Source organism: Pseudomonas sp. VEM90, assembly GCF_054611535.1.
The window spans coordinates 18,376-38,677 of sequence record NZ_JBTRAR010000031.1 but is presented as its reverse complement, the minus strand read 5'-3'; the positions used below and the strand labels follow the sequence as shown (position 1 = coordinate 38,677).

Annotated in this window: 14 protein-coding genes; 4 read left to right on the top strand and 10 right to left on the bottom strand. The window is 62.7% G+C overall.

Annotation, left to right across the window (positions count from 1 at the left end; genetic code table 11):
- Positions 1-104 precede the first annotated feature (104 nt).
- Together ACYCCG_RS23735 and ACYCCG_RS23730 are read right to left on the bottom strand one after the other, a co-directional pair.
- On the bottom strand, positions 105-620 hold the full coding sequence (locus tag ACYCCG_RS23735) for a thioredoxin family protein (protein ID WP_021782822.1): 516 nt from the start codon (positions 618-620) through the stop codon (positions 105-107).
- A gap of 10 nt (positions 621-630) precedes the next feature.
- A complete protein-coding gene (locus tag ACYCCG_RS23730; RefSeq protein WP_004573749.1) occupies positions 631-906 on the bottom strand; it encodes a DUF2790 domain-containing protein in 276 nt (91 codons plus the stop codon).
- Positions 907-1,125: 219 nt separating this feature from the next.
- On the opposite strand from ACYCCG_RS23730, the gene ACYCCG_RS23725 reads away from it, so the two are divergent.
- From ACYCCG_RS23725 to ACYCCG_RS23710, 4 genes are all read left to right on the top strand, one after another.
- On the top strand, positions 1,126-1,866 hold the full coding sequence (locus ACYCCG_RS23725; protein ID WP_003250463.1) for a response regulator: 741 nt from the start codon (positions 1,126-1,128) through the stop codon (positions 1,864-1,866).
- Entirely contained in the window at positions 1,863-3,149 is a 1,287-nt protein-coding gene (locus ACYCCG_RS23720) for an ATP-binding protein (RefSeq protein ID WP_209964961.1), read from the top strand. The genes ACYCCG_RS23725 and ACYCCG_RS23720 overlap by 4 nt, the downstream gene beginning before the upstream one ends.
- Positions 3,150-3,318: 169 nt before the next feature.
- The gene (locus ACYCCG_RS23715; RefSeq protein WP_209964959.1) at positions 3,319-3,936 is read left to right on the top strand and encodes a ferric reductase-like transmembrane domain-containing protein; all 618 of its coding nucleotides are present in this window, start codon (positions 3,319-3,321) and stop codon (positions 3,934-3,936) included.
- 14 nt (positions 3,937-3,950) lie between these two features.
- On the top strand, positions 3,951-4,439 hold the full coding sequence (locus ACYCCG_RS23710; protein WP_021782826.1) for an HvfX family Cu-binding RiPP maturation protein: 489 nt from the start codon (positions 3,951-3,953) through the stop codon (positions 4,437-4,439).
- Positions 4,440-4,472: 33 nt separating this feature from the next.
- Here ACYCCG_RS23710 and ACYCCG_RS23705 read toward each other — a convergent pair whose 3' ends face one another.
- The 8 genes from ACYCCG_RS23705 to ACYCCG_RS23670 form a co-directional block, all read right to left on the bottom strand.
- On the bottom strand, positions 4,473-5,168 hold the full coding sequence (locus ACYCCG_RS23705) for an HvfC family RiPP maturation protein (RefSeq protein ID WP_339535228.1): 696 nt from the start codon (positions 5,166-5,168) through the stop codon (positions 4,473-4,475).
- Positions 5,161-5,994 carry an HvfB family MNIO-type RiPP peptide maturase gene (locus tag ACYCCG_RS23700; RefSeq protein WP_209964957.1) on the bottom strand — a complete coding sequence of 278 codons (834 nt, stop codon included), beginning with the start codon at positions 5,992-5,994 and terminating at the stop codon, positions 5,161-5,163. The genes ACYCCG_RS23705 and ACYCCG_RS23700 overlap by 8 nt, the downstream gene beginning before the upstream one ends.
- Positions 5,995-6,068: 74 nt before the next feature.
- Complete coding sequence (locus ACYCCG_RS23695) at positions 6,069-6,560, bottom strand: HvfA family oxazolone/thioamide-modified RiPP metallophore (RefSeq protein WP_176683886.1); 492 nt, start codon at positions 6,558-6,560, stop codon at positions 6,069-6,071.
- Between the two features lie 174 nt (positions 6,561-6,734).
- Positions 6,735-7,277, bottom strand: coding sequence for a DUF4174 domain-containing protein (locus ACYCCG_RS23690; protein ID WP_459671978.1), 543 nt, complete (start codon positions 7,275-7,277; stop codon positions 6,735-6,737).
- 227 nt (positions 7,278-7,504) lie between these two features.
- Positions 7,505-11,998, bottom strand: coding sequence for an NEL-type E3 ubiquitin ligase domain-containing protein (locus ACYCCG_RS23685; protein WP_459671976.1), 4,494 nt, complete (start codon positions 11,996-11,998; stop codon positions 7,505-7,507).
- A 97-nt stretch (positions 11,999-12,095) separates the two neighbouring features.
- The gene (locus ACYCCG_RS23680) at positions 12,096-16,517 is read right to left on the bottom strand and encodes an NEL-type E3 ubiquitin ligase domain-containing protein (RefSeq protein ID WP_252459284.1); all 4,422 of its coding nucleotides are present in this window, start codon (positions 16,515-16,517) and stop codon (positions 12,096-12,098) included.
- A 78-nt stretch (positions 16,518-16,595) separates the two neighbouring features.
- Positions 16,596-18,956: a DNA polymerase II gene (locus ACYCCG_RS23675; protein ID WP_459671974.1), complete on the bottom strand. Its 2,361-nt coding sequence runs from the start codon at positions 18,954-18,956 to the stop codon at positions 16,596-16,598.
- 66 nt (positions 18,957-19,022) lie between these two features.
- Positions 19,023-20,213 carry an MFS transporter gene (locus ACYCCG_RS23670; protein WP_252459282.1) on the bottom strand — a complete coding sequence of 397 codons (1,191 nt, stop codon included), beginning with the start codon at positions 20,211-20,213 and terminating at the stop codon, positions 19,023-19,025.
- Positions 20,214-20,302 lie beyond the last annotated feature (89 nt).

Below are 20,302 nucleotides of genomic sequence, written 5' to 3'. Positions count from 1 at the left end.
CTTCTTCGCGGGCACGCCCGCTCCCACAGGTACTGCGCAAACGTTACTGATTGCACGCTCCCTGTGGGAGCGGGCATGCCCGCGAAGAGGCCGGTACAGGAGATTCACTCTTTTTCATCCAGCAAAGCCTGTATCACCTGTTCCTGCCCGCCATAATCCCCCTCGCCAAAGTGCACATGGCGCACCTGCCCCTTGCGGTCGACAAAGTAATGCGCCGGCCAGAACTGGTTGCCCCAGGCATTCCACACCTTGTAGTCGTTATCTACCGCCACCGGATACCCGATACCCAACCGGGCAACCTTGCTCCGCAAAGTGCCGACATCATGCTCGTAGTCGTACTCGGGTGTGTGCACTCCTACCACCACCAGCCCTTGATCGGCATAGCGCCGCGCCCACTCATTCACATGCGGCAGGCTGCGCCGGCAGTTGATGCAGTCCCAGGTCCAGAAGTCCACCAGCACCACCTTGCCCTTGAGCCCCGGAGCATCCAGAGGCGCCGAATTCAACCACTGGCTGGCGCCGGACAGCGACGGCATGGCGCCGTAGCTGTCGCGGGCCTTCAGGTGCCCAGCCAATCCAAGCCCCATCAGCGCCAGCGCAAAACCGCCAGCCTTGAGCATCCGGCGGCGATCAGTTGTCATGGCAACCGCCCGTGGCGTAGGTGCGGTACTGCACGCTCTGCCGCTGGCCATGGGAGTCAAGGTAGTCCATTCGGGTATTCACCAGGCCACACGCGTTGCTCTGATCATCCTGCACCGACAGCACTTTCTTCACATCCAGAGGCTCACCGTAGCGGTACTGCATGACCCCGCCATCCTGCATCGGGGCAGTGGCGGCCTGGGCAGCGATAGCGCCGAAGCTGAGCACGGCGAACAGGCTGGCGCTGGCGATAGTCTTGACGTTCATGGCATCTCTCCTGGTAACTCTTGGGGTTGGGGAGTGTTGCTCCCCGGTCGAGAGCCATTTCACGCCTGCCAGGTATCGCGCATGTGTCGCCCAACGTTGTGATGTGCTTCCTGCTGTATCCCTGCCCGTGCCAGATACACTGCAATACAAACTCCCGCAGGCAAGGGCGAACGCGCTCGGTACACTGCGCCCAACCCCCTTTGCACAGGAACCCAGCGCATGGAACACGTCGATCACATCCTGATCGTCGACGACGACCGCGAGATCCGCGAACTGGTCGGCAATTACCTGAAGAAGAACGGCCTGCGCACCAGCATCGTTGCCGACGGCCGGCAGATGCGCGCCTTTCTCGAAGCCAACAGCGTCGACCTGATCGTGCTCGACATCATGATGCCCGGCGACGACGGTCTGCTGCTGTGCCGCGAGCTGCGCGCCGGCAAGCACCGCAACACGCCGGTGTTGATGCTGACCGCCCGCAATGACGAAACCGACCGCATCATCGGCCTGGAAATGGGCGCCGACGATTACCTGACCAAACCGTTCTCGGCCCGCGAACTGCTCGCCCGCATCAACGCCGTGCTGCGCCGCACACGCATGCTGCCACCCAACCTGACCATCAGTGAAAGCAGCCGCCTGCTGGGTTTCGGTCAATGGCGCCTGGACACCACCGCGCGCCACCTGCTCGACAGCGAAGGCACCCTGGTGGCCCTGAGCGGCGCCGAATACCGCCTGCTGCGGGTGTTCCTCGACCACCCGCAGCGGGTGCTCAGCCGCGAACAGTTGCTTAACCTGACCCAGGGCCGCGAAGCCGACATCTTCGACCGCTCCATCGACTTGCTGGTCAGCCGCCTGCGCCAGCGCCTGGGTGACGATGCCCGCGAGCCTAGCTGCATCAAGACCGTGCGCAGCGAGGGCTACGTGTTCTCGCTGCCGGTGCAACTGCTCGAGTCCCCCTCATGAAATGGCCACGCACCCTGGCCTCGCGCCTGGCACTGATCTTCTTCACCGGCCTGGTGTTGGCCTATGGTCTGTCGTTTGGCCTGCAGGCCTATGAGCGCTATATCAGCAGCCGCTCGATGATGCTCAGCAACCTCGAGCAGGACGTGGCGACCTCGGTTGCCATCCTTGACCGCCTGCCCGCAGCCGAGCGTGCCGCCTGGCTGCCGCGCCTGGAACGGCGCACCTATCGCTATCGCCTCGACCAAGGCCTGGCCGGCGAAGCGATGCCGAGCAGTGACCCACCGATGGCCGCCGCGTCGATCGTCAAGGCCATTGGCAGCGACTACCGCCTGACCTTTCTGGAAATCCCTGGGCCCAATGCGCATTTCCAGGCACACCTGAACCTGGCCGACGGCGCGCCCCTGACCATCGACGTAACGCCAACACCAGTCCCGGTAGCCCGTTGGTTGCCCGTGGTGCTGCTGATTCAGCTCGCTGTGCTGTTGCTGTGCACTTGGCTGGCCGTACGCCTGGCCATCGGCCCGCTAACCCGTCTGGCCCAGGCAGTGGACAACCTCGACCCGGACCAGCCCGGTGTGCAACTGGATGAAAGCGGCCCGCGCGAAGTGCGCTACGCTGCCGTGGCCTTCAACGCCCTGCAGGCACGCATTGCTGCCCACCTCAAGGAACGCATGCAGTTGCTGGCGGCCATTTCCCACGACCTGCAAACACCGATCACTCGCATGAAGTTGCGGGTCGAAGTGATGGATGAGGGGGTCGAAAGGGACAAGTTCTGGAACGACCTGGATGAAATGGAACACTTGGTGCGCGAAGGCGTGGCTTATGCCCGCAGCATGGACAGCAGCACCGAAGCGACATGCCGGGTCAACCTTGATGCCTTTCTCGACAGCCTGGTATTCGACTACCAGGACAGCGGCGCCCAGGTCGAACGCCACGGCAACAGCGGTACCCTGCTGGAAACCCGCCCGCATGCGCTGCGTCGGGTACTGGTGAACCTGGTCGACAACGCCCTGAAGTTTGCAGGTGCTGCCGAGCTGCAAGTGTCCCGCGAGGGCAGTACCACCATCATCCGCGTGCTCGACAACGGGCCAGGGATACCCGGTGACGAGCTGGATGAAGTGCTCAAGCCGTTCTACCGGGTGGAAGGCTCACGCAATCGCAGCACGGGTGGCACCGGCCTGGGACTGGCCATTGCCCACCAGCTGATCCAGGCCATGGGGGGGCGGCTGACATTGAGCAACCGCGAACAGGGCGGATTGTGCGCGCAGATCGAACTCACCTGAAGTGCATCTGCGATCGTTGGCAGGAACGGCCTTGGATCTCGATCGGGCCGCTCCTGTAAAAAGCGAGGTCGCCTCTACAAACAGATACACAACTGCATCCCCCTGACACACTGCAGATACCCCGCCTCGAGACACTCCCGGTCACACAACCACACCCCGGGAGACCCTCATGAAAGCCTTCACCTTGCCCTCCGGCTGGAAGCTGTTCGCCACCCTTGCCGGCCTGACCCTGGCGATGAGCGCCGTGGTCCTGGCCAGCCAACCTGACCCGGACGGCTTACGCAGTGCCATTCGTGCCACCGCACGCAGCTCGTTCGCACTGTTCTTGCTGGCGTTCCTGGCCTCGTCGCTGGTGACCTTGCTGCCTGGCACCTCAAGCCGCCGCATCCTTCAGGAGCGACGCTACCTGGGGTTGGCATTCGCGTTCTCCCACACCGTGCATGGCGTGCTGATTTATCGCTACGCCCAGCAATTCCCCGAACTGTTCTGGGCAGGCCGCACGCTCACGTCCAGCCTGCCCGGTACGGTCGGCTACCTGTTCTTGCTGCTGCTCACCGCCACCTCGTTCAAGGCCCCCATGCGGCTGTTGGGCGGTCGTGCCTGGCAAGCGCTGCACAGCAGCGGCATGTGGGCACTGGCTGGAGTGTTCTGCCTGTCGTTCTACAAACGCATCCCCATGGGGGGCTGGTACCCGCTGGCGTTCGCCCTGATGTTCAGCGCCATCGCCGTCAAGCTCACCGCCAAAGTGGCCCGTAAACAACGCCGCAGCACCCGCGCCCTTGCCTGAAGAGAGCACCGCACATGACGACCTTGACCCGTACCCTGACCACCGTTGATCGCATCGGCAGCTGGAGCGCCGACTTGCCATTACGGGTATTTCTGGCCTGGGAGTTTTTCGAATCCGGCCTGGAGAAATTCAACGGCAGCAACTGGTTCGCCGACCTGCAGTCCAGCTTCCCGTTCCCCTTCAACCTGCTGCCCGCAGAGCTGAACTGGCAGCTGTCGATGTGGGCCGAGTTGGTACTGCCGTTGCTGCTGTTGCTGGGCTTGGGTACCCGGCTGGCATCATTGGGTTTGATGGTGGTGACCGTTGTAGCGATAGCGGCAGTGCACTGGCCGGCGCACTGGTCGGGCCTGGCGGAGCTGGCCCAAGGCTATGCCATTACCGACCAGGGCTTCGGCAATTACAAGTTGCCGCTGATCTACCTGATAGCGTTGCTGCCACTGCTACTCAAGGGCGCCGGGCGCCTTAGCCTCGATCATTGGCTTGGCACGCGGTTCGGCAGATGAGGACCGGGGGCTGCTGCGCAGCCCCCAATGCCTTCAAACGGTTCCGACAATGACACCCTGCTCGCGCAATGCCTGCAACAATGCCAACCCTTGCTGCACATCCCCGCCCAATGCCTGCAGCCGCTCTCTTCCAGTCCCCTGCTCCACCAGCAACCGGTACGCCATAGGGGCCAACCGGGCAAAGCGCACCTGCAACCGGGCATCGCGATAAACCAGCAGCAAGGTTGGCGACGCCGGGGTAGCCGTTGGCTGGTAGTCCACGCCAATGCTGTCCACCGGCCAACGATAGGCCAACACGCGCGCCACACAAGACAACAACGGCTGCCCATCCAGCAGGTCACCATCAGGGTCATGCGCCGGGTCCTCGGCGTCGCTCAGGTACAGCTGCGCCTCGACCCACTCATAATGCGCCAGTTCCAACTGCCAAGGGGTGTCCAGCGCCACACCTTGCAAGTAGTCGACGAAGGTTTCGGCAATTTCGGTAAACAATGGCGTCTGGCAACGGTAACTGGCGTAGAAATCACCTACTCGCGCATGCCAGCGCTGCTCGCCCAACGCCTGGCGCATGACCGGGAAGCTGCCAGCCAGCAAGCCTTCGATGGCGCCATAGAACAATTCGCGGTAAACCCTCAGGCGGCGGGCCTCGACGCCGGGCGGCGGGGCATGGCGCTGCGGGTCGCGCAAGTGACGGGCGAAGGCATACAGCTGCGCACGCAAGGTCTCATTCATCTGCTTGCCCTCCGGCAGCGCATTGCACAGCACGCATACGCGCCGTCTCGGCCAACAGTTCGGCCAAGGGTGGGTAGTTGAAATCACGCTCCAGCACCGTCGGCCGTACGCCGAAGCGCGCACAAGCGGTGGCGTACAGCGTCCAGACATCTTCCTTCACGGCGGCCCCGTGGGTATCCACTTTGAGGTCCGGCGCTTCATCGTAATGCCCGGCAACGTGCATCCCGGCCACGCGCGCCTGGGGCAGGCCTGCAAGGAATTGCCGGGCGTCGTAACCATGGTTGCAGGCGTTGACATAGACGTTGTTGACGTCCAGCAGCAGGTCACAATCGGCTTCATCAAGCACCGCCCGGATGAAGTCGAGTTCGCTCATCGCCTGATACGGCGCGGCATAGTAGCTGATGTTCTCCACGGCAATGCGCCGCTCCAGCTGCTCCTGAGCCTGGCGTATGCGCGCAGCCACATGGCGTACGGCTTCATCGGTGAACGGGATGGGCATCAGGTCGTACAGGTGCCCGTCATCACTGCAGTAGCTCAGGTGCTCGCTGTACAGTCGCACCTGGTATCGGTCAAGAAACTGCCGGGTCTGCTCGAGAAAATGGCGGTCCAGCGGCGCGCTGCCACCCAGCGATAAAGACAACCCATGACAGGTGACAGGAAAGCGCTCCGCCAGCTGGGCCATGCCCTTGCCGTAGGCGCCGCCCACGGCAATCCAGTTTTCCGGCGCACACTCGAGAAAGTCCACTGCACCCGCCTCCATGGCCAGCAGTTCCGGCAACAGGCCGCGACGCAGGCCTAGCCCGATGTTCAACATTGCAGGAAACATAAAAGCTCTCCAACAGGCACAACGCCCCACCTGGCCAGCAGGAGGAGCGTTGTGGCGTTTCATGGGGTAGAAAGTCAGGGCTTGCCGGTCAGGTGGCTGAACAAGCCATCAGGCATGGCCTTGCCATTGGCCTGATAAATCGCCTTGAGGTGATCCGCCGCTTCCTGCTCGGAGATGAAACCGTCATGGTTGCGGTCGATCGTGTCGAAATCACGGGCACGGTCCTTGGCCACCGACAGAAACTCATCGCGCGAGACCTTGCCATCGTGATTGCTGTCGGTTTTGGCGAACGAGGCGTCGCCACACTTGCCTTCACCACACTTGCCCTCAGCCCCGGCCTTGGCGCCGGCGCCGCATTTACCCTCACCGCACTTGCCTTCGCTTTGGGAAGCCTTGCCGCTGCCGCCGCACTTGCCTTCACCGCACTTGCCCTCGCCGGCCACTTTGGCCGAAGCCAGCTGGTAACCTTGGGCCAGCGGCTCGACGGCGAACGCACTGCTGCTCAATGCCATGCTGCCGATCAGGGCGGCGCCGAGCAGGCCGAGGGTGTTTTTTGCTTGAGTCATGATGCAGCTCCACTGGGGTTGGATAGTGGAGCCATTAGGCCGTTGCGGTTTGTCGGGGATGTATCGTGTCAGGCGTGCTTTTGTATGGCAGTAGGTCTGCTGCACAGGCAGATACAGTGCGATACACGACACCCGGCAACTGGCCCCAAGGTGCCTTGGGGCCATGAGGTGTGATCAGTCTTCCAGCGGTTTGGGCGGGGCTGCGGGCTTGGCCGGCTTGCTGTCCTTGGCCTTGCCTTGCGGGGTCGCCGCTACGGGCTCGGGCGCCGCCAGTGCCTTTTCACTGGCAGGCAGTTCATCGACCGCCTTGAAGATCACCTGCGGGTCGATGACCTCGCCGCTGTCGTCGTCCTTGAGCATGTGCCGCTCACCGTCCTTGCCCACCAGAATCACCTTGGTACCCTTGCTCGCACCCAGCTTCAGTTCCCGAATCAGGGCCATTGTGGTCTGCTGCTCGAGGTTCTTGTCCTCTCGCTTGCCCATCATGTTGGCGACGCTGTACAGGACAAGGTTGCGCTCCTTGAACGCAGCCTGAGTGGCCGGGTCCTCGAGCGCCTTGTTCAACCCTCGCAACGTCGGGTCGGCACTGCTGGGAGCGATAACCACCAATGGTCTGGCCTTGCCCAGTTCCTTGGCTAGAGGCGCATCACTGTCTGCGGCAAACAGGGGGCCGGCAACAGCAAGCAAGGTTGCGAGGGTCAGTGACCGGACAAGCATGCGTATCTCCTTATTGTCTCGATATACCAATGACTACAGATCACGGAGAAAAATCCGACAGGGAGCCTAAACCACTTCGTTCCAGAGCGGGGTGTGCAAAAGTAACTGTCGATTTCCGAGCCACCTGAAGCCAAGACTACGGCGCTGGTAGAACTACTGTCAGCTTGATTGAGCATAGCCCAAAGCCGCTGTGGCAGGGCCAGGCGAGCCCTTGCCCTGAACGCATGTCAACGCACATCGATCGATGGCCCCTCGGGTCCCACTTCCATCGCTTGAATCGTCAGATCCAGCATCAGCCCTCTGCGTGCAGCGCGCTGCGCATCACGAATGGCATCCGCCTGGTCGATCCTGGCCCCTTCGCTCAGCGCTTCGTCGTCAAGCACCCTTTCGAGTTGCCTTCTGAACGGCAGGTCGACCGCAGCGAATCGTTCAGGATGAGAACGCTCCAGGTGCGCCTGCCAGAATTCACGGTCAACCATGGAGCGGGCAATCTCTTCCGGCGTTTCCGCATCCCGCACCGCAGCCTCTGCTTCTGCCAGGTCCGCATCCAGAACGCCTGAGATCGCCAGGAAGCTCATTTCTCCCACCTGCAGTGGCAAGTCGAGACGCTCCCTCAGCCCGACCCTGAAAGCCAACCCCACCTCGCTTCCTTCCAGCGTCCTGCCATGCTGTAGCGCCCATCGGGTAGCGAACCTGTCGACTGCATCCTGGCGCCATAAACGTCTGCCCAGGTCTAGCAAGGCTTGTTCGCTTTCTCCCTGAGCCGCGTGCTCAACCTGCCAAACCAGCAAATTCAGTTCAAGGTTGCTCAAGCACCAGGTTGCACCGTCCTGGCACCCCCACTCATCATTGGCCACTGACAGCAAGTTCTGCCGCAACGCTGGCGTAATGGCCATCGCTTGCAATACCGCCATGACCCGATTGCCCAGTGCACGCGCGTTGACACGAAAGTCTTCGGACAACAACAACTGGCGAAGCACCCGGAAGAAACGCTCGGCGTCCTGCCCTGAATCCAGCGAGTCCCAGGCAGCAAGCATCAAGCCGCGATGCTCCGGGGCCACGGCATCCCCCCATACTTCACGCGCGTGCTGCAGCCGCAGAAGCACTTGCTCCTCGTCGAGGGCCGGATCGACGCTACTCAACGAAGCCTGCAAGCGTAACGTCTGGGCCTCGCCCAAGGGGTTCGCACTCAAGCGGAACCGCCGCCGCTGCCACACGGGCAACTGGTAGAAACCCTCTGGAATGTGCCTGATCCGGTTATCCCGCAAGTCAACGGATACCAACTGAGCGTTGTCGAACACGCCCAGTGGAAACTGCGAGATCTGTGTGTCGCGCAAGTTCAGCCAACGCAATTCAGCCAAACCCGCCAACGTGAACCTGCTCCCCAGGGGGTTGTGGGACAGATCGAGAGACTGCAGGTTCGTGCAACTGGCCAGCGTGGCGGTTTGTGCAATGTTCAGGACGATCCGGTTGTTGGTCAGGCTCAGATGCCGCAGCTGCGCTATCTGCAGCAACGGCTGCGGAAGGCGCGTCAACAGGTTCCCACCCAGATCGAGGGTTTGCAGGTTAGGGAAGGCCAGCAGCAGGCTGCTGGGCACCTCCAGAAGGTCAAGGTGCAGCAGCGACAGGCTGGTCACACCTCTGAAGCAGACCTGTGCGGGTATGTTGGGCAAGCCGCTCGATCTGAAATTGCAGAACATGACGTGGAGGTTTTCCTGTGCATTGATCTGCAGCTCCCCCACGCCCACCGACCGCCGCCAGCAATTGAACAACGTCTGGCGTAAAGCCTCTCGATCTTCCCTGACGTCACCCTGCCCTCGTGCCACCCAGGTATTCAGTGTGGCGCGAAGCACCGCGAACTCATTGCGAAGGTCAGCCAGTACGTGTTCAATCTGATGCCCTGAACGCCTGGCGTCATCGGCGAAGGTCTCGACCTGCTCATCACTCAACCACGGAAAGAGATCGCGCAGCGTTGCCCTCAGGGCACTGCCCCTTGATGCAAAACCACTTACTCCGCCACCACCCAACGGGTAGCCAATACGTCCATCGGCCAAGCGCATGGGCCCTCGGACAGCACCTGGGCGTACCGCGCCAAGCAAACGACTGATCTCATCACGATGGCGTGCCGCTTCGCGCGCCAGCATCACCCTGAGGTTGTGCGCGAATGGATCGCCGATCCCCATCGCCTGCCGTTGCCCTTCGGTATAGGCTGGCGCCATGACGTCAAACAACTCACCTGCCTCACCCAGCGCCGTGCCCTGGCCGCCATGCAGTTGAAACCTACCGTTAACGTGCACCAGATCGAACGCCCGCGGCCCTTGCTCGGTCTTCGCCAGTATCGGCCCGCCCAGGCAGCCTTCGTACAGGCGCCAGCGCACACCTTGTTCGCCTCCGGGTAGATACCGCAGCATGCCCAAGGCCACCCGTGCCAGGTCTGCATGCTGCGGCGTATCAAGGTACAACGCTTCAAATACGCGAGCCTGGCGGGTAGCCAGCACACTGCCCCTTGCCGCCTCGGCCAGCCCCAGTGCAACCCTTCCGCTGGACAGCAGCCGCATGCGATCCACGCTGCTGGCGGCCTGTACCAGTGCTTGCGCAGTGCGCGCGCTCAGCCCCGGGAAGACCCGGCGCAGCACTGCGCTGCCAGGGGTGTCGCTGGGCTGCAAGGCTTCGAAAAGGTGCTGCAGCAGTGTTCGGCGCTGCGTCCATGCCAACGCTGCCAATGCCCGATCTGTCAGGCCACTCGCGCCTGGCAGGCGCCGAGCGTGATCGAGCACTGTTGTATCTTCTACCGGCTCGCCACTGCGCAAACGGCCAATCATGCTGCGGATGCGTTGATCAAGCCTGACCCGCGCCACGCTGTCGATCATCCCGGGGCTCGGTGCCTGGGCGTGTACATGCAGGCCACGCAGGTCGTCGCCATCAAGGCCGTGGAACAGCAGAACCTGATCGATCTGTTCGTCATTCAGCCCATTGAAGGGTTCGCCCAAACGCCGGAACATGCGGTATTTGTCGGTCCACCGAGCCGGTTGCTCGCTCCACAACCGCCAGGCACCTGCGCCATTGTGGCGCAGCAACGGTCCATGACCGTCGACCGGATACAACTGCCATTGATCATCACCCGCCTCTGTCACGCGATAGTGATGCCCGTCCATTTCGATCCAGGCAAGCCCGTCCTGACGCCGAATACCCAAGGCGTCCGGGCTTGAGGCGGCAACGGGTGCCTGGCTTTGAAACGGGGTCACGTCTTGTTGCCAGAGTTTCTCAGTGCCGTCCTCCAGCCGAGCCGGCACCATGGCATCGACCTTCGCAGAGCGTGCCCAAACCCGTCGAGCCACACCCACCCCGGCTACCGTGGTCGCCAGCAGGGCAAGGTCTGTCGCCACATGGGTCAAATGGTCGAGCGCCTCCTGGCGATCGCCTTCCTGCCAGGCCTCGACGCCATGGTAGACCTCACCCAGCAGTTCAAAGGCCGTCACGGCCAGCAGCGCCAGGCCAACCCCAGGCACAAAGAAGCTGGCCAGGTTGAGCAGCGCCCACCCTTCGGCTGCAAGGCGCAGGTCATGCTGGCGCTGAACCTCACGATCCAGCCTGGCCACAGGGACCGCGATCATCGCCGCATCGTCCTTGATCTGGTGGATACGTGCCCGTGCCAGGCTGATGAACAACGGCTGCGGGTAAGCCTGCAAGCGCGGTTCGAGATCGCGAAAGGCCCAGCTCGGCAGGTCATCGAAGCGCTCCGCGACCTGGGCGAAAAAAGCCTGGCTGTCACGCCGCAGCACGAAGCGGCTGAAGAAACGTTGATAGGCCTTCTCTCGCAAGCGGCGGCCCAGTTCGCGGTTCAGTTTGTCGATGCTCTCGAACGCGCGCCAGGGCGAATAAGGGTCCCCAGGCACGTAAAGCAACACCCGACGCGTCGTGTTGAACAAAACGCCCTGCTCAACCACAACGAACACAGTCACCTGCTCAATCTGGCAGCCCAGCAACTTCAGTTGCCTGGCCAGCACAAGGTCGCCCGCCAAGCGCGGCAGCTCCCCCTTCTCGCACACAGCCACCATCAAATGGAGCTCGCTGGCATCCAGCGCTCCCTCCTGCCTGGCTTTGTAGGCGTCCACAAGCATGGTGTAGCGCGTGGCATCGACAAGCTGTGATACCAGGCGTTCGGCACTGCCAGCGGGCGTGAGAATGGCATCCAGATGACGTTGATAGCGCTCACCCAGGTCCAGCTCACGACACAGTCCGGCAAACGCGATGCTCGTAGGGGGTTTGACCGTACCGTGGCGTGGAAGCAGCAATCGGTTACCGCGCGGCTGGCCATCTTCCTGTGCCTGCGCGGTCGTGAAGTTGCGCAATGCCACTTCGAGCAGCGGCTTTTCTTCATAGACCACGGCCGTCAGGTGCGCGCCCACCGGCTGACTGTTGATCACAGCTTCCCGGCGGCCTTCCAGAAACCTGAGCGAGTAAGGGTTATGGCCAAGCCCATAACGCTCGTCGAGGGCCTTCCCCAGGGCTGATGCGACGAAACGGTCGATGCCCTCGATACCTCGCAGCACCGTGTTCACTTGCTCACAGCAGCGAAGGCTGTTTGCCAATGCCCTGCCGATCTCAGGCAGTTGCTCAGCGGGTGCATGACGCAACCAGAGTGGCAGGCGCCTGCCGATGATGCCGTCCTGGAAGGCATCGATGGCGGCCTGCGCATCTGACGGCAAAGTGGTGTCCATAGCGGGGGCCTCTTCATGAAAAGAGGCCAGACTAAGTTGCCTGCTCCCCGCCAGGCGCTATATAGCTAATGCCTGCGTTCAGACAACCGCCAACCCGCTAGCGGAGCGGACGCTGCACCGTGTTCCGGTCCAGCGCCTCCAGCGTCAACTGCAGCAACACCGCATGCTCGCGTTGCTGATTGCGGATCTGCAGCCGCGCGATTTCCTCGTCCCGATTCCCCAGCGCCATCAGCCGTTCCAGCTCAGCGTGCATGGATTGGGGCACTTGCAAGCGAACCGCGGAGGCCTTGCGCAAGTAATCCTGCCAGAACCACTGGCGTGACAGGTAATCAGCAATGCCCTCCCGAGTCTGTCGCGCCAGGATCCTTTCACGGGCCAGGAGAAGGTCCTGATTACTCAAGGCAGGGATCCCTGCATAAAGCATTTCATCGGGTTGGGCAGGCAAGTCCAGAGACTTGCGCAAGCCGATTCGATAGGCCAAGGCGAATTCGATCGATTCAGCACCCGCCCCCACCCGATAAGCATGTTCAGCGGCAATTTGCTCAAGCACCGCCAACCGCCACATCCGGGCACCGAGCTTCAGCAAGGCCCGTTCAGGCCGGGCAGATCCGCTGTGCCTCGTGCGCCATATCATCACTCGCAGTTCCAGGTCGGCGAAACGCGCGGTGGCGTTATCCTGGCAACCGGTCGCCGCTGCGTGCTCGAACAGCTCTTGCCTGAGGGCATCATGCTCAGACATCGCCTGGAGCATGTCGAACACACGGGCCGCCAACGCGGATGCCGTCGATGAGAAACTGAAGGCGCCGGATTCTGTCAGCATCGACAGGGTATTGAAAAACTCTTCCGATTGCTCCTCGGCCTCCAGATGGGCCCACAGTGCCGCCATTTCATCTCGACGTTCGCCAGGCAACGCATCCAGAATGCGCAACCGGTAAGGCACGCGACTGGCCTCAAGCAAATGCCAGGTTGAAACCCCGTCATATGCTGCCCCCAGCGGATTGCCGGAAAGCTCGACCCTGCCCGAACGCCACAACTGCGACTGATGAAAACCCTCGGGCAGTTCAGAAATACGGTTGTCGCTGAGGTTCAGGGTGTGCAGTTCTGGCGCGTCCATCAGCCCGTAGGGGCACTCGGGTAACTGAGTGTTCGACAGGTAGAGGGCATTCAGCTCGATCATTGCCTGGACGGAAAATGCCCTGCGCAACGGGTTGTCCGAAAGGTTCAGGTACACCAGGGACCGGCAATCTGCCAAGACCAACGCCTGGCCTTGGTCGAGCGTGATCTGGTTACCAGACAAGTCGAGTACCTCCAGCCTCTGGACAAGCATCAGAGGCAATGGCAAACGCGTGAGTCGGCAGTTGGTGATTTCCAGGTTGCGCAAGTTGGGAAACGCCCGCAGAAACTCGTCCGGAACGTGCTCCACGCGCATGGCGCGCAAGGCCAGGATCGAGACGTGGGGAAAGCCCACTTGCGCGGGCAGGACCGGCAGCTGGCGCAAGCGGCTGATGGTCTGGGTCAGCATGAAGCGCCCGTCCTCCAGTGCTGCTTGCCCTTGCAATTCCGGCACAAGACAGCGCCAGCAGTTGATCAGCCCCTTTCTGAACTCACGCCGGGCGGCCAGTTCTGGTGACAGCAAGGCACTGCGTGCCCACTGGGTCAAGTGTCTCTTGAGCACCCCATATTGCTGCTCCAGCATAGATAACCTGGCCTGCGCGTCACCTGAGGCCAACCAGCGCCCGATCTGTTCGTCGGTAAAGGCCGGGTACAGGTCTCGCAACCGGGCCTGAAGCGCCCTTGGCCTGTTTCGCCCTGACGCCCCCCAGAGCCTGCCGCCCGCCATGGGGTAACCAATCCGGCCATCAGCCAGACGTTGCGGCGCGAGAAACGAGCCGCTCGGCTGTTCCAGCCTGAGCAGGTTCACCACGGTCTGGCGTTGGTCGAAAGCCACGTTGGCCAGCGCCTGGCGCAGCGCAGGCACAAAGGGCTGGCCTTGGCCGATGGCCGCTTGCGATGCGTCGTCATAGGCTGCGGCCAAGGTCTCGAACAACTCGCCCCTCTCACCGACAACCGTGTGCGTTCGGGCACGCAGGCGGAACAACCCATGACGATGAAGCAAGTCAAACGTCTGCGTCGATCCCTCGACCGTCAGTAACGGCTCGCTGGCATCACCGTCGTACAATCGCCACCCCGGCCCGCCAGCCCCCGGCACATGCACCAGCAGATTCAGGACCACACGCGCCAGGTCGAGGTTTTGCGGCGTATCGATGCACAGCGCCTCATACACACGCGCCATTCGGATTCGCGCAACCTGCAACCTTGCTGCCTCGGCCATCAGCAACGGCACACGCCCCGTCTCACGTAAAAGCTGCAGGTCATCCTCGCTGGCATCGCGCAGCACCTCATCCGCGGCCAAGCGGTGCAGGCTGGCAAAATTCTGCCGTAAGAGACGGCCCGTTTCCGTGTCGGGATTCTGCTCTTCGTACACCGCCTGTAGAAGTTCTCGTCGCCCGATCCAAGCCACATCGGCTAACGCTGCTCCGTCCTTGCCGACGGCTTGTGGAAGGCGCATGACCCGCTCCAGCAGTTGCGGGTCTGCAGTTACACCGCCCTCGCGCAGCTGGTTGACCAACGTACCAATCCTGCCAGCGAGCCGCACGCGCGTGACGGTATCGACCAACGCTGCCTCCGGCGGTCGGCCATACACATGCCAAGCTCGCAGATGCTGATCATCAAGGCCATGGATCGCCAGCGACCGGTCGATCTGCGCATCGTCAAGGTCGCTGAATGGCCCGCCCAGGCGGCGGAACAACTGGCGTGTGTCGCCCCACTCGGCGGGCTGCTCGCACCACAGCCGCCAGGCACCGGCCCCATTGTGACGCAGCGGCGGCGCATAGCCCTGATAAGGGAGCAATTGCCACTGTTCATCGTGGTCGTGCCAGGTCATCTCATACCAGTGCCCGTCCATGCTGATCCAGCGGCGCTCGCCCAGGCGGTGCATACCCTCCATGTCCGGCTCCGCCGTGTCTGGCGGGCTTTCGTAGCGATAGGGGCTGAGGTCTGCGTTCCACAGTTTTTCCTCACCGTTTTCCAGCTGCGCGGGTACCAGCTTGTCCACCACGCTCCAGGCGCGCCGGGCCGTGGCAACGACGGCAACAGTTGCCCCGACAGCCAGCAGCCCCTTGCCTACATTCAGCAGGTGCGCCAGTGCCGCATTGCGTTCGTTGTCCTGCCAGTCCCCTACAGCCTGGAACGTCTGCTCAAGCAGTTCCCAGGCCATCACCCCCAGCAACACCGCGCCGATGCCCGGAACGAAGAACCCTGCAACACCCAACAGGGTCCAGCCTTCAGCACGCAAACGGCGGGCGTGTTCGGCCTGGACCTCGCGATCAAGCAAGGCCACGGGCGGGGCGATGACCGCAGCATCGTCCTTGATCCGCGCAATCCAGTCGTCAGCAAGGTGTTCGAACAGTGGCAGGCGATAGGCAAAGGTCTGCTCATCAAGGTCCCGGGTTGCCCAGCCGGGCACGTCATCGAGGCGCTCACTGACGGCCGAGAAGAATCGCTGGCTATCGCGTCGGCGCACGAAGCGGTTGAAGAAACGCCGGTAGTCATCTTCGCGCAGGCGTTTGCCAAGCACCCGGCGGGCGTAATCTTCCAGGTCGCCGCGCACGCTCCAGGGGCCGCGCGGGTCACCCGGCACATAGACCAGCACGCGCTTGCTGGTGTTGAACAACACGCCCGCGTCGATCACGTCCAGCACGACGATCTCCTGCAAGCGGCAGCCGAACAACGCCAACTGTCGCACGCGAACCGATGCGCCTTCGAGCTTGCCGAGCGTGTCCTTGGTGCACAGCGCCACCACCCACTGCAGTTCGTCTGCGCTCAATACGCCCTGCGCCCTGGCTTGCAGGGCATCCACCAGCATGCTGTAGCGTTGCCGGCGTGTCAGCAATCCCCTGACTTGGGGCTGGAGTACCGAATCCAGATGCGCCTGGTATTTCTGCCCAAGATCCAGCGCTCGACACAGCCTGGCGAAGCCCGTTGCAGACAGTTCACGACGCTCTGCGCCGCGCACGCTCACCAGACAATTGCCCTGTGGCTGGTCGCGCTGCTGTTCCGCGGTGAAATTGCTCAAAGCGGCTTCGAGCAGAGGAATGTCGTAGTAGTCGCTACCGACAACCGGAAGCCGACTGGTTACATAATGGATCGTGTGTGAGGGAAAGGTGTACCACTGGCGAAAGTACAGGCGATCGACGTCAAGGTCGCCGTGGGCACCGAGCGCCTGCTGCAGCAAGGGCTGGGTAAATGCATTCAGGTTGCGTAGCCGCGCCAGCGCTGACGACAAGCCTGCGCGGCAGGCCAGCAGTTCAGGCAGCGCCTCGCTCAGCAGGGTGAATTCGGCCATGCTCAGCCGCTTCATCCAGGCCGGCAGCCGCTGTGCGATGTAGTGATCCTGGCATGCTTGTGCCATGGCAAGGGTATCGACCACAGCCGATGGTTGACTGCTATTGTTCTGCATCTCTGCCTCCGCGACGACATGGAGGACCGAGTCTGAAGACTGTTGCGTCATGCTGACGCCTAGCTATCTACCACCCGTTCAGAACAGCAGTAACTGATGGTCGGTAAGGCGCGTGAAATCATCGCCGACAAAGGGCAGGATGGCGTCGGCCACCGGCAAAAGCTGACGGCTGATGTAGTGATCGTAGTCGATCGGTGCCTGCAGGTTTTCCAGCGGTTCAGGCCCGGCGGTGGTGATCACATAGCTGATCCAGCCCCCTCGCTGATACTGCAGAGGGCGCTGCAGACGCTTGTTGTAGTCGTCGGCAAGGCGTGCGGCACGCACATGCGGCGGCACGTTGCGCTGGTAATCGGCCAGCGGGCGACGCAGGCGCTTGCGATAAACCAGCAGTTCGTCCTGCTCGCCCGCCAACGTGCGCCGCACATACTCGCGCACGTAATCACGGTAGGGCTCGCTGCGGAACACACGGCCGTAGAGTTCCTGCTGGAACTGCCGGGCCAGCGGTGACCAGTCGGTGCGCACCGATTCCAGCCCCTTGTAAACCATTTCTTCAGCACCGTCGGGCCGCTGCACCAGGCCGGCATAGCGCTTCTTGCTGCCTTCGTCGGTACCGCGGATGGTGGGCATCAGAAAGCGCCGGTAATGCACCTCGAACTGCAACTCGAGGGCGCTCTGCAGGTTCATGGTCTCGTGCAGATGGGCTTGCCACCATTGGTTGACCTTTGCCACCAGCTCGCGGCCTATGCGCGCCGCGTCTGCCTCGGCATGGGCGCCCTTGAGCCAGACGAAGGTGGAGTCGGTGTCCCCGTAGATCACATCGTAGCCGCACGCCTCGATCAGGGACCTGGTCTGGCGCATGATCTGGTGGCCGCGCATGGTGATCGACGACGCCAGGCGCGGGTCGAAGAAACGGCAACCGCTGGAGCCAAGCACTCCGTAGAAGGCATTCATGATGATCTTCAAGGCCTGTGACAGCGGCGCATTTCCCTCGCGCTTGGCCGCTTCCCTGCCCTGCCACACCCGTTCGACGATGGCTGGCAGGCAGTGCTGTGTGCGTGAAAAACGCCCACCGCGAAAGCCCTCGACCGAATGTGCGTCGTCAGGCTGACGCAGGCCTTCGATCAGCCCTACCGGGTCGATCAGAAAGGTACGAATGATCGACGGGTACAGGCTCTTGTAGTCCAGCACCAGCACCGAGTCGTAAAGCCCTGGCCGCGAATCCATGACGAAGCCGCCGGGGCTGGCTTCGTCTGGGCGGCTGCCAAGGCTGGGCGCGACGAAGCCAAGGCGGTGCATCTGTGGAATGTACAAGTGACAGAACGCGGCTACCGAACCACCGCTGCGGTCCACGGCCAACCCCGTCACCGACGCACGTTCGAGCAGGAAGTCGAGCAGCCGGGTATGGGCGAAAATGCGCGTGACCAGTTCGCAGTCCTTCAGGTTGTAGCGCGCCAGGGCCGGTTTGTCTTCGGCGAAGCGGCGATTGATTTCGTCCATGCGTTGGTACGGCGTGTCGATGGCCTTGCCTTCACCCAGCAGGGTCTGGGCAACGTTCTCCAGGCTGAACGAGGGAAAACTCCAGGTAGCCGAACGCAGCGCCTCGATGCCATCGATCAGCAGCCGCCCCGGCGCATCGGCGAAGACATGGCCGCCACCGGCATGGCTGCGTAGGGTCATGACCGCACCGTTGCGCCCCAGGGCCAGTGGCACCTGCAACGACTTGGCGTGCTCATGCAGCAGCCGCAGGTCGAACTGCACCAGGTTCCAGCCAATGATCGCGTCCGGGTCATGCCTGGCCATCCACTGGTTGAGCCGGGTAATCAAGGCGGCGCGATCGGCGCAATACTCCAGGTCGAAGTCAAGCCCGCTGGCATCGCCGTTGGCCGGGCCGAGCATGTACACCTGGCGCTGGCCACAGCCCTCCAGCGCGATGCTGTACAGCTCACCACGCTCGCTGGTCTCGATATCCAGCGACACCAGGCGCAGCGCCGGGCGATAGCCTGGCAGCGGCCTGAGCTGGGCTTCCCGGTAAACGCCCTGCGCATCCGGCTGGCCAGTGAACTGCACCGGCGCCGTGATGAAGCGCTCCATGAGGTAACGCTCCGGCGGCCGGATATCGGCCTCGAACACGTCGATACCGGCCGTACGCAGACGCTGCTCCAGTTGCATCAATTGGCGATGCTGGCGGGTATAGAGGCCGAGCATCGGGCGATGCTCGAAGTCCTTCAGACGCAGTGGCTTGAGCTGGGTCCCGGTTTCGTTGGCCAGCAGCACACGGGCATGCTCGGCCTGCGCCTGAGGAATGAAAGCCACCGACTCCTGCGCCGCCAGCCGCAACAGCCGCGGCCCGGCATCGGTGGCCAGCCAGAACTCCACGCAGGTGCCTTCCGGCGTATCGTGCCAGTGCCGGGTCAGGACAAAACCCTGCTGCAACTCCACTGCGTCGACCTCTGGATTGTCTGTAGATGGCGTTATTCTACCTGTGTCGTGCCTGGCATGAGTGTTTTAGCGCCTCCCCGCCACAAAACCGCTCCTGCGCCCGGCCACGGCCAGCAGCCAGGCCAAGGCGATCAACATCAGCACCACCCCGCCAAACCACTCCACGCCAGCCCCAGCCAGCAGCAAGCCGCCAATGATCCCGCCCAGGGCAATGGCGCAGTTCCACACCGTCACCAGCATCGACTGCGCTACGTCACCACCCGGGCCTGCGGCGTCGGCGCACGCTGTCTGCAGCAGGGTCGGGGCACCACCATAGGTCATTCCCCACAAGGCGATGCTCAAGTACACAAGCCACGACGATGCCTGCCCCAATGCCAGCGTGGCCAAGGCAAAACCGGCCAGACTCAGCAACACCAGCTTGCGCAGGTGCCGGTCGACCAGCAGCCCTACCAGGCCGATCCCGGCCAGCGCCGACAGACCAAACACCATCAGCACAGGGCCAATGTCCGCAGCCATGCCGGCTGCCGCCAGCAACGGCACGATATAGGTGTAGAGAATGTTATGGCCAAGGATCCAGGTGAGGATCACCAGCAATACGATCAACACCCCTGGCGTGCGCAATACCTGCATGGCCGCCGGGCGCTTGCCGGCAGCCTGCCCCGGGTAGTCCGGTACGGATCGCAACACCCACACCACCAGCAGCGACGCCACCAGCGTGACGACCACGAACGTCGCACGCCAGCCCAACCCCGCCCCCAGCCAGGTCGCAATCGGCAAGCCGAGCGACAAGGCAATCGGCTGCCCGAGCATGGCCAGGGCCATGGCCCGGCCCTGCAACGGCACCGGCACCATGCGCCGGGCATGGCCAGCGATCAGGCCCCATGCCAGGCCGGCCGCAGCCCCCGTGAAAAAGCGCAGCACCAGGGTCAGCGTGTTGGAGTTCGACAAGGCCGTCAGCCCGTTGAACAGCACGAAGCCGATGATCGCCAGCAACAGCGCCCGGCGCCGATACCAGCCTTGGGTCAACGTCACCAACGGGATGGCGGTCAGTAACGAGCCCAAGGCATACGCCGTGACCCATTGCCCAGCCATGGCCTGGCTGATGTGCATACCATCGGCAATCTGGTCGAGCAGACCCGCAGGCAGGGTTTCGCTGAGAATGGCGATGAAACCGGTCATGGCCAGCGCCAGCAGCCCGCCAACGGGCAGACGTTCGTTGCTGGCGGCCAGCAACGGTGGGGAAGATGTCTGGGACATTGCAAACGCCTTGAGTGGGAAACGAGGCGGACAGTCTGCAAGACCAGGCCATTGCGGAAAAAGACGGTTACAATGCCGCTAACCCAGGA